The organism is Vibrio sp. D173a (assembly GCF_030248475.1).
The window spans coordinates 1-747 of the sequence record NZ_JAHGAH010001005.1 but is presented as its reverse complement, the minus strand read 5'-3'; the positions used below and the strand labels follow the sequence as shown (position 1 = coordinate 747).

Here is a 747-nt window from a genome sequence, read left to right as displayed (position 1 = left end):
TCCATACCTTTTAAGCTCAACCTCACTCAGCCTGCACAACAGCTCCAACAATATTGATTGAACTCTTAATCACCTGAGCTTTATTGATCTTTTCGTAAAACAAGCACGTAACTGACATCACTCTCTAAGGACTGGACACTGTTATGAATCACAACGCCATCATCACTATTACGAACCTCAGACTACGAACTTTCATTGGATTTAATGAAGAAGAGAAAACCAAGCAGCAGGACATCGTTATCAATGCAGAAATCCACTATCCCGCAAACAACCTATGTCTCTCAGACGATGTCGAGAATGCACTCAACTACAAAAACATCTGCAAAAAAATTATTCACCATGTCGAATCTGGACGTTTTCTGCTTTTAGAGAAGTTGACCAGCGATGTCCTCGGTATCTGTATCGATCATTCATGGGTGCGATACGCCCAAGTAAGAATTGATAAGCCTCACGCACTACGTTTTGCCGACTCCGTCTCGCTCACTCTGAGCTACGAAGCAGACCACGAAAACCATCAATAAGGAGTGAGCCATGTTGAACACAGAAGCTGAAAAAGTAAGAGAGGCTTTGCTCGCGAAAGGGCTTGAAACCCCAATGACACAGAGCGAAATGAATAGTGACCAAAAATATAACCGCATTAAAGGTCTCTTAACGGAAGTGGTGAGCACGCTAGGATTGGATTTGACCGATGACAGCCTCGCTGAGACGCCGCACCGGATAGCCAAGATGTACGTTCATGAGATATTT

The 747-nt window shown here is 43.8% G+C and carries 1 protein-coding gene and 1 pseudogene; both read left to right on the top strand.

Annotated elements, in window-relative coordinates; genetic code table 11:
* Window positions 1–143: 143 nt before the first annotated feature.
* Window positions 144–521: a dihydroneopterin triphosphate 2'-epimerase gene (gene folX, locus KIV40_RS30900; protein ID WP_285353109.1), complete on the top strand. Its 378-nt coding sequence runs from the start codon at window positions 144–146 to the stop codon at window positions 519–521.
* Between the two features lie 10 nt (window positions 522–531).
* Window positions 532–747 (top strand): annotated as a pseudogene (folE, locus tag KIV40_RS30895) (GTP cyclohydrolase I FolE); the annotation flags it as partial.

Coding starts and splice junctions, on each gene's coding strand:
- folX (WP_285353109.1), top strand. CDS start 144: ATGAATCACAACGCCATCATCACTATTACGAACCTCAGACTACGAACT.